Genomic DNA, 9,109 nt, shown 5'->3' on the forward strand with positions numbered 1-9,109 from the left:
CACCGTCGTCCGCTAGCTCAGCGGCTCGATCCAGAGGTTCCGGAAGCGCGGGTTCGCGCCCGCGTCACCGTGGTCCTGCAAGCGGATCGCCTGCGGGGTGGCGTCCTCCGGGAGGTTGTCGCCCGTGCCGCCGTCGATCTCCACGTCGTTGTGCACCGTCACGCCGTTCCACACGACCGTGGCGCGGGCATTGGCGGTCTTGACGCCCGCGCTGTCGAACCTCGCCGCGCGGAACGTCACGTCGTAGGTCTGCCACGTGTTCGACGCCGTGGCCATGTTGCGGTCCGGGGCGCGTTTCGAGTAGATCGCCCCGGCCTCGTTCGACGCCAACGTGGTGTCGCCGAACGATTCCAGGATCTGCAACTCGTAGCGCTCCTGGAAGAAGATGCCGCTGTTGCCCCTCGCCTGGCCGGTCACCTCCGGCGGGTAGGTCGGCTCCAGCCACTCGGCGTGCAGGCGGAAGTCGCCGAACTTCTGCTTCGTCCGGATGTCGCCGCCGAGCGACTCCATGGAGCCGCCGGACACCGGCCACGTCGCCGCGCCGCCCGAACGGGCCTCCCACGCGTCCAGCCCACCGCCGTTGAACAGGGTGATCCGGGCGCCCGAGGACACCGTCAGCCGGTCGAGGTTGACGTTGCCGTCGTCACCGGAGTCGTACTTGTAGACGACGGAGTTGGTGCCCGCCCGCAACGTGACCTGCTCGGTCTGCGTGGCCCACGTGTCCCAGTTGCCGGTGCTGGCCAACGACACCTGCCGCACCTTCGCGCCGTTGACGTAGAGGCTGACCTTCTTGGTGCCCGCGAACGGGTTGGGGCCGTTGGAGTACCGCAGCCCCGCGTTGTACGAGCCCGCGCTCGGGACGCTGACCGAGAACGAGGTCGTGGCCCCCTGGTTCCAGTAGCCCTCGACGAAACCGGTGCCCGTGTAGCTCGCGTGGTTGGTGTTGGCCGCCGCGCTGCCGCTGAGCCCGGCCGTCTCCGCCTCGTACTCCGGCGCGGGCCCGCTGCCGACCAGCGCGTTGAGGGTGTACCAGGCCTCCGTGCTCCACAGCGACTGACCGTTCTCCGCCGCGAACGGGCGCGGCGAACGCAGGTGCACGACCCGCCCCGGCTTCAGGCCCGCCAGCTTCAGCGTGACCTTCTTGCGGTCGGCGGACAGCGCCGCCGACGTCACCTGCACGACCTGCTCGTCGACCTTCGGGCCGCCGTAGGTCGACGTGGGCGCGTACCGCCACTGCTGCGCCTGGTACTTGGCCGCCAGGTCGGTCGCGGTCGCCGCCGACAGCGGTTGGGTGTACTCCAGTTCGAACCCGCCGTCGATCGCCCGCATGGCCAGGATGTCGAACGCTCCGGTGCCGGTCGGGGTCAGCTTCTGGAGGCCGAACTCCAGCTTGCCCTCCTGGCCCCAGTTGCCGCCCGCGCCGATGCCGCCGGTGTAGATCGCGCCGTCCGGACCGAGGCTGATCCGGCTCACGCCGGACTCCAAGCCCTGGGTGAGGCGGAAGACCGCGCCCTGGTACTCGCCGTTGACCTTCTCCAGGAACCCGCGCTGGAGCCCCCCGTAGGTCACGTCGCCGAACACGACCTGGCCGGCGAACGGGCCGGTGGTCAGCTGCACCGGGTTACTCGGGGAGTTCGAGATGTCGTTGTGCGGCAACCAGAGCACCGGGTTGGTGATGGCCTGGTTGTCGTACGGGCCGTCGGGGTTGGTGTAGTGGTTGAAGAAGCGGTCCTGCTTGATGTGCACGAGCTTGGACGCGGGCAGCCAGCCGCCCTGGTTGTCCGTGGCGAAGACCTCCCCCTCCGGGCCCCAGCCGATGCCGTGCGGCGTCCGCAGCCCACCGGCCACGTAGGACACCGCGCCGGTCGCCTTGTTCACCTTGATCGACGTGCCGCGGTTCGCCGCGGGCTGCGGGTCGGTCGTCGCGCCGCCCTGGTTGATCGCGACCGACAGGTTCAGGTAGAAGTACCCGTCCTTGTAGAGCATCCCGAACGCGAACTCGTGGAAGTTGCCGCCGAACGGCCAGGTCGCGATCGTGCGGTAGTCGTCGGTGACGCCGTCGCCGTTGGTGTCGTTCAGCTCGGTGAGCCCGGTCTTCTGCGACACGTACAGCTTGCCGTCGACGTACTTGATGCCCATCGGCTCCTTGAGGCCGGAGGCGATCCGCTGCCGGGTGACCTTGCTCGGGTCGGTGTTCCCGGTGACGCCGCTGAGCAGGTAGACCTCGCCCAGCACGTTGTTCGAGCCGCCCCACGTCGTGATGGCGAGCCTGCCGTCCGGCAGCCAGTCCATGCCCGTGACCTGCGGTTCGAATCCGCTGGGGCGCAGGTTGGTCAGCGTGTAGTTCGGGTGGACGCCGGTCAACGGGAGCCCGTCGCCCGCGGAGTCGCCGCTGGCCTCGCACTCCTTGCGGCCGGGAGCCGTCACGCGCACCACCCCGGCGTCCGTGCTCAGCGCGCTGTTCGGCACCAGGGTGTACGCGCTGGCGCCCGGAGCCTTCCACTCCAGCGTGATCTGCTGGCCGCCGGCGTTGTCGAAGTGGTCGATGCGCAGCGCGTGGTAGCCGGTCGAGAGCTGGATCGAGCCCTCGGCCGAGGTCGCGCCGTGCAGGCCGTCGTGGTTGATCACCTGGGTGTCGTCGATCCGCAGCCGCGAGCCGTCGTCACTGGTGAGGCGGAACGCGTACGTGCCCGCCGTCGGGATGGTGATGTTCGCGATGACCTGGGACAGGAAGAAGTCGGCGACGCCGAACTCGTCCCCGCTCCAGTTGATCGTGGGCAGCAGCTTGTCCACGTTGGGCGTCTGGCCGGTTTTCAAGGTGCACAGGCGGCTGAGTTCCGTCTGCATGTCGTAGACCCGGAGCGTCACGCCGGGTTCCTGGGGTGGGACGGCCGCGGCCGCGGCGGTCGGGGCGACGACGAGACCGCACGCTAACGCGCACAGCGCTATCAGGGCGGGGAGGCGCATGGCAGCTCCTGGAACGCAGGGGGAAGAGCATGGCGGCGGGACCGTTCGCGCGCCCCGGCAGCCAGGCGCGCGAACGGTCGAAGATCGTGGTGGGAAGGCGTCAGAACTTGATGTCGCGCAGGTACTTGTAGCCGACCTCGGCGGTGACCAGGGCGTCCACCGGCTGGTCGTTCTCGACGATGTACTCGTCGACGTGGCAGTTCCAGGTGCCGCGGAAGATGCGGGCGAAGTCGATCGTGCCCTTGCCCAGGTCGGCGAAGCTGCCGTCCGGGTTGCGGTCCTTGACGTGGAACTGGCGCACGCGCGGGATGTTGTCCCGGAACACGGTCACCGGGTCGACGCCCGCGGTCACCGCCCAGTACAGGTCGACCTCCAGGTGCACGTCCCGCCGCGAGGTGCCGCGGGTGATCACGTCGTAGGGCCGCTTCCCCTCCAGGAGCGCGAACTCGTGCGCGTGGTTGTGGTAGCCCAGCTTCAGCCCGGCCTTGCGGAACACCTTGGACGCCGCGTCGAGGCGCTGGGTGAACGCCGTCCACTCGGCGATCGTCGGGAGGTTCACGTACGGCACGACGACGTAGTCGTTGCGCAGGGCTTTCGCGTCCGCGATCACCTTGTTCAGGTCGCCGTCGATGCCCACGTGCGTGGACGTGGCCGACAGCCGGTACCGGCGCAGGATCTTGGCGAACTCCTCGGCCGTGCGACCGTAGGTCCCGGCCAGCTCGACCTTGCGGTACCCGATGTCCGCCAACGACTCCAGCACCGGGGCCGGGTTGTCGCCCATGATCCCGCGCAGGGTGTAGAGCTGGATGCTGATCGACTCGCGCGGCACGCGGAGGCCGTGCCGCCCGGTGCCCGCGGCGGCGACGCCGGGCAGCGCGGCGACGGCCGCCGCAGCTCCCAGTGCTCCGAGAACTGCTCTTCTGGACGGGCTTTGCGTCATTGCACGCTGTCCTCTCAGGATTCTTCTCGGGTGGAGAAAGCGGCGTCGAACGACGCCGCGGGCGGGTCGAACACGAGGCCCCTGATGAACTTCACGGCTTCCTCGGCGCCGCGCAGCCGGTCCATCCCGGCGTCCTCCCACTCGACCGAGATCGGTCCGGTGTAGCCGATGGCGTTGAGCGCGCGGAACGACTGCTCCCACGGGACGTCGCCGTGGCCGGTGGACACGAAGTCCCAGCCGCGCCGGGGATCGGCCCACGCGAGGTGCGAGCCCAGCCGCCCGTTGCGGCCGTCGAACCGCTTCTTCGTGTCCTTGCAGTCGACGTGGTAGATCCGGTCGGCGAAGTCGAGGATGAAGCCGACCGGGTCGAGGTCCTGCCACACGAAGTGCGACGGGTCCCAGTTGAGGCCGAACGCCGGGCGGTTGCCCAGCGCGTCCAGGGTCTTGCGGGTCGTCCAGTAGTCGTAGGCGATCTCGGACGGGTGGACCTCGTGGGCGAAGCGCACGCCCACCTCGTCGAACACGTCCAGGATCGGGTTCCACCGGTTCGCGAAGTCGGTGTAGCCGTCGTCGATCACGGCCTGCGACACCGGCGGGAACATCGCCACGTACTTCCAGATCTTCGACCCGGTGAAGCCGACGACGGTGTCCACGCCCAGCTTCGCCGCCGCGCGGGCGGTGTCGGCGATCTCGGCGGCCGCGCGCTTGCGGACGCCCTCGGGCTCTCCGTCGCCCCAGATGCGGGCGGGCAGGATGTTGCGGTGCCGGTCGTCGATCGGGTCGTCGCACACGGCCTGGCCGACGAGGTGGTTGGAGATCGCGTACACCTTGAGCCCGTGCGACTCGAGCTGCGCCAGCTTGGCCGGGACGTAGTCGGGCTCGGCCAGTGCCCGGTCGACCTCGAAGTGGTCGCCGGAGCACGCGATCTCCAGCCCGTCGTAGCCCCACCCGGCGGCGAGACGGCAGACCTCCTCGAACGGCAGGTCGGCCCACTGGCCCGTGAAGAGGGTGACGGGACGGCTCATCCTTGTTCTCCTATCGTGTGCACCGCGGGCGTCCGCAGTCCTTGCAGTTCCAGCAGGAAGTCCTTGACCTCGGTCGCCGCGATCCTCGCGCGCGGCTCGACGGTCGTGTCCGAGCACAGCAGGACCGGACCGTCGGCCGGGTCGTCCGGCAGGCGGCCGTGGCTGCCCCGCACCGGGGCCGGGTCGAGCGGCACGACCTTCATCGCGTACCGCAGACCCGCCTTCTTGCGCACGAGGTTCAGCCCCGCCTTGGCCTTCGCCCACCGGTCGGCCGGGTCGAAGAACAGCTCGGCCGGGTCGTAGCCGGGTTTGCGGTGGATCTCCACGCCGCGCGCGAAGTCCGGCGCGCGGTCGTCGTCGAGCCAGTAGTAGTACGTGAACCACGCGTCCGGCTCGGCGACGGCGACGAGTTCGCCGGACCGCTCGTGGTCCACGCCCTCGGCGGCCTGTTCCCCACGGTCCAGCACCCGGTCCACGCCGGGCAGCGCGGCGACGATCGACCGGACCCGGTCCACGTCGGCCGGGTCGTCGACGTAGACGTGCGCGATCTGGTGGTCCGCCACGGCGAACGCCCGCGACGTCCACGGGTCCAGGTACTCCATGCCCGCCTGCGCGTAGACCTCCAGCAGGCCCTCGGACCGCAGCGCCCGGTTCACGTCCACGGCCCGGCGGGCCTCGGTGATGCCGTACTCCGACAGCGCGACGACGGTCGCCCCCGCGCCGAGCGCGTCGGTCAGGAGCGGCGCGATCTCCGCGTCCACGGCCTTCGCGGCGGCCACGGCCCGCGGCGAGTTCGGGCCGAACCGCTGGAGGTCGTAGTCCAGGTGCGGCACGTACACCAGGAGCAGGTCCGGGCGCTGCTCGACGAGGATCTTGCGGGCCGCGCCGACGATCCAGCGGCTGGACGCGATCGACGCCGTGGGCCCCCAGTACTGGAACAGCGGGAACTCCCCCAGCGCGGCCACGAGCCGGTCGTGCAGCTCGGGCGGCCGGACGTAGGCGTCGGGCGACTTGCGGCCGTCGGCGTGGTAGATCGGCCGGGGCGTGATCGTCACGTCGGTGGTCGCGCCCATCGCGTACCACCAGCACACGTTCGCGGCGGTGTAGCCGGGGTGGACGCGGCGCGCGGCCTCCCACAGCTTCTCGCCGCCCACCAAGCGGTTGTGCTGCCGCCACAGGTGCACCTCGCCGAGGTCGCGGAAGTACCAGCCGTTGCCCACGATCCCGTGCTCCGCCGGGGTGAGGCCGGTGAGGAACGTGGCCTGGGCGCTGCACGTGACGGCGGGCAGGACCGTGCCCAGTTCGGCCTGCCAGCCCAGCCGCGCGAGGTTCGGCATGTGCGGCAGCAGCGCCGGGGTCATCCCGACGACGTCGATCACCACCAACGGCTTCACGAGCGCGCCCCTTCCCCGGCCGTCTCCAGGACCCCGAGGTGCTCCCGCGCCCAGCGCAGTTCGGCGGCGATGCCGCGCACGAGGCCGGTGTCGTCCTGCCCCACGGCTCCGGGCAGGACGTTCCACGTGTACGTCTCGACCTCCACGTGCGGCAGCGGGCCGTCCTCGGCCAGCGCCCGCACGGCGTCGCGCAGCACGTCGGTGGTGGCCGACAGCGGCGCGGCGGGCCGGGCGTGCAGCGGCACGTGGAAGTGCACGCGCCACGGTTTGCGGCCGGGCAGCTCGTGGTGGGCGTGCACCAGGTCGTCGGAGGTGAACACCAATCCCGCGTTGTACTCGCGGACCTGATGCAGGTAGCGGGGTTCGGCGAACGCGGCCAGCGCCCGGCGGCCCTCCGGCGTGCCGGGGCCGGTGACCTCCAGCGCCGCCGACGCCTGCACCTTGAACACCCGCAGGCCCGCGCCGCGGATCTCGGCGACGGCGGCGGCCGGGTCGGCGAAGGACACCGCGAGGTGGCAGGTGTCCAGGCAGATCCCGACGAAGTCGGGGTCCACGCGGCCCGCGAGCCCCATCACGGCGTCGTGCACGGTGTCCAGGACGCAGCCGGGCTCGGGTTCGACGGCCAGCACGACCCGCCTGCCGGTCCACGCGGCCTGCGCGCGCAGCACCCGTGTCAGCTCGTCGAGCGCGGCGAACGCGGCGGCGTCGTCCCACGGGGTCCACGGGGTGCGCCAGCCCAGCGGCAGCGTGGAGATGCTGCCGCTCTCGGCGTCGTCGGGCAGCAGGTCGGCGAGGATCGCGGCGCAGTCGGTGGTGTAGCGCAGCCGCTCCGGATCGGTCCAGCGCGGCCGGTACACCGAGTGCTTCACCACGGCCTCGTGGAACCCGCCGTACGGGAAGGCGTTGAGGGTGCGGACCTCCAGACCGCGCGCGTCGAGCTCGGCGCGCAGCCGCCGCCGCGAGGTCACGTCCTCGGCGAGGCCGCGGGCGACGTCGGCGGACAGCCACAGGCCGAGGCCGAGCCGGTCGGTCCCGAGCAGGCGGCGCACGGGCAGGGCGTAGCGGTCGAGCTGGGCGAGGACGCCGCGCAGGTCCTCGGCCGGGTGCACGTTGGTGCAGTAGGACAGGTCCATCACCGCTCACCCCGCAGCACGGAGTTGCCGAGGAACGTCTCCGCGGCCTCGGGCAGGTCGTCGAGCACCAGCCGTCCGCTCTGGCCGTAGAACTCGACGGGGTTGCGCCAGAGCACGGTGTCCACATCGGCCTCGTCGAAACCCGCCGCCAGCATCGCCAAGCCGGTCTTGTGCGTCTTCAACGGGTCCGAGCGGCCCCAGTCCGCCGCCGAGTTCACCAGCACCCGCGCGGTCCCGTACTCCTTGAGGATCGCGACCATCCGGTCCTCGTCCATCTTGGTGTCCGGGTAGATGGAGAAGCCCATCCACGCCCCGGAGTCGGCGACCGCGCGGACGGTCGTCTCGTTGAGGTGGTCCACGGCGACCCGCTCCACCGGCAGGCCGGACTCCTTGACCAGGTCGAGGGTCCGGCGCGTCCCGGCGGCCTTGTCGCGGTGCGGGGTGTGCACCAGCGCGGGCAGGTCGTGCTCGATCGCGAGCTGGAGCTGGCGGGCGAACGCGTCGTCCTCCTCGGGCGTCATGGAGTCGAAGCCGATCTCGCCGACCGCGACGACGCCGTCCTTCTCCAGGTAGCGCGGCAGCACGTCCAGCACGCTCGCGCACCGGGGGTCGTTGGCCTCCTTGGGGTTCAGCGCGATCGCGCAGTGGTGGCGGATGCCGAACTGGGCGGCGCGGAACCGCTCCCACCCGATGAGCGCGTCGAAGTAGTCGGTGAACGAGCCGACCGACGTGCGCGGCTGGCCCAGCCAGAACGCCGGTTCGACCAGGGCGCGGACCCCGACCGCGTGCATGGCCTCGTAGTCGTCGGTCGTGCGGGACGTCATGTGCACGTGCGGGTCGAAGACGCGCATCTCACTCACCCTTTCCGAGCAGTCGTGCGGCGTCGGCGGGCACGTCGCGGCCCGCGGCGGAACGTTCGGCGGCGTAGTCGGCGACCATGCGCAGCAGCTCGTCGTCGACCCGCCGGTCCAGCCCGGCCACCGCCTCCAGCGGCACGCCGGTGAACAGGCACTTGAGGACGCCGTGCCGCCAGCCGTGGTCGTCCAGGTGCTCGGCCGCGAACGGGCCGAGCGCGGCGGCCACGAGCCGGACGTCGTTGGTGCGCAGGGCGTCCCGGACGATCTCCAGACCCGCGGGCACCGCCCGGCCGCCGACCAGCGAGAGGCCGCGCAGCACGCCGCGCTTCTCGGCGTCGTCGCCGTGCCGGTAGAGCGCGAGCAGGCGGGCGGACAGCGTGGTGGCGTCCAGGACGGTGGCGAGAGCGCCGAGGAGTTCGGCGCGGGCCGTGTCGTCCACGCTGCCGTGCACCAGGCCCCGCGGATCGTCGGGCCGGGCGAGACCACGTCCGACCCGACGGCCCACGGCCGGGAACAGCCGGTCCACCACGGCGGGGTCGCGGCGCACGGCGCGCTGGGCGTCGGCGAGCCACGGGTGCCGGGGACCCGCCGGTTCGACGGGCATGGCGGCGGTCAGCGCCTCCATCGCCCGCCGCGCCACGTCCGGGGCGGCGTGGCTGTGCCGGGGCAGTTCCACGGCGGCGACGCCGACGTAGCCGACGGCGGTCAGCGCGGCGAGCGTGCCGGGCAGGTCCAGCTCGCCCTCGCCGAACTCCAGGTGCTCGTGCACGCCCGGCCGCATGTCGTCGAGCTG

7 protein-coding genes are annotated in these 9,109 nt (G+C 71.6%); all 7 read right to left on the reverse strand.

The window, feature by feature from the left end; genetic code table 11:
- Positions 1-12 precede the first annotated feature (12 nt).
- The gene (locus ACFWW9_RS33335; RefSeq protein WP_390386113.1) at positions 13-2,967 is read right to left on the reverse strand and encodes a family 16 glycoside hydrolase; all 2,955 of its coding nucleotides are present in this window, start codon (positions 2,965-2,967) and stop codon (positions 13-15) included.
- A gap of 100 nt (positions 2,968-3,067) precedes the next feature.
- Positions 3,068-3,907, reverse strand: coding sequence for a sugar phosphate isomerase/epimerase family protein (locus tag ACFWW9_RS33340; protein WP_390386114.1), 840 nt, complete (start codon positions 3,905-3,907; stop codon positions 3,068-3,070).
- A 14-nt stretch (positions 3,908-3,921) separates the two neighbouring features.
- Complete coding sequence (locus ACFWW9_RS33345; RefSeq protein ID WP_390386115.1) at positions 3,922-4,932, reverse strand: sugar phosphate isomerase/epimerase family protein; 1,011 nt, start codon at positions 4,930-4,932, stop codon at positions 3,922-3,924.
- Entirely contained in the window at positions 4,929-6,326 is a 1,398-nt protein-coding gene (locus ACFWW9_RS33350; RefSeq protein ID WP_390386116.1) for an alkaline phosphatase family protein, read from the reverse strand. Before ACFWW9_RS33350 ends, ACFWW9_RS33345 begins: the two co-directional genes overlap by 4 nt.
- Complete coding sequence (eboE, locus tag ACFWW9_RS33355) at positions 6,323-7,459, reverse strand: metabolite traffic protein EboE (protein ID WP_390386117.1); 1,137 nt, start codon at positions 7,457-7,459, stop codon at positions 6,323-6,325. The genes ACFWW9_RS33350 and eboE overlap by 4 nt, the downstream gene beginning before the upstream one ends.
- Positions 7,459-8,310, reverse strand: coding sequence for a TatD family hydrolase (locus ACFWW9_RS33360; protein ID WP_390386118.1), 852 nt, complete (start codon positions 8,308-8,310; stop codon positions 7,459-7,461). The genes eboE and ACFWW9_RS33360 overlap by 1 nt, the downstream gene beginning before the upstream one ends.
- Before the next feature lies 1 nt (position 8,311).
- Positions 8,312-9,109 (reverse strand): EboA domain-containing protein (locus tag ACFWW9_RS33365; RefSeq protein WP_390386119.1); only part of this gene is annotated, 798 nt, incomplete at its 5' end.

Source organism: Umezawaea sp. NPDC059074 (assembly GCF_042738955.1).
GTDB lineage: Bacteria > Actinomycetota > Actinomycetes > Mycobacteriales > Pseudonocardiaceae > Umezawaea.

Bases quoted from the DNA above. Each gene is read 5' to 3' on its own strand.
- ACFWW9_RS33335 (WP_390386113.1), bottom strand. From the start codon at position 2,967: ATGCGCCTCCCCGCCCTGATAGCGCTGTGCGCGTTAGCGTGCGGTCTC.
- ACFWW9_RS33340 (WP_390386114.1), bottom strand. From the start codon at position 3,907: ATGACGCAAAGCCCGTCCAGAAGAGCAGTTCTCGGAGCACTGGGAGCT.
- ACFWW9_RS33345 (WP_390386115.1), bottom strand. From the start codon at position 4,932: ATGAGCCGTCCCGTCACCCTCTTCACGGGCCAGTGGGCCGACCTGCCG.
- eboE (WP_390386117.1), bottom strand. From the start codon at position 7,459: ATGGACCTGTCCTACTGCACCAACGTGCACCCGGCCGAGGACCTGCGC.
- ACFWW9_RS33360 (WP_390386118.1), bottom strand. From the start codon at position 8,310: ATGCGCGTCTTCGACCCGCACGTGCACATGACGTCCCGCACGACCGAC.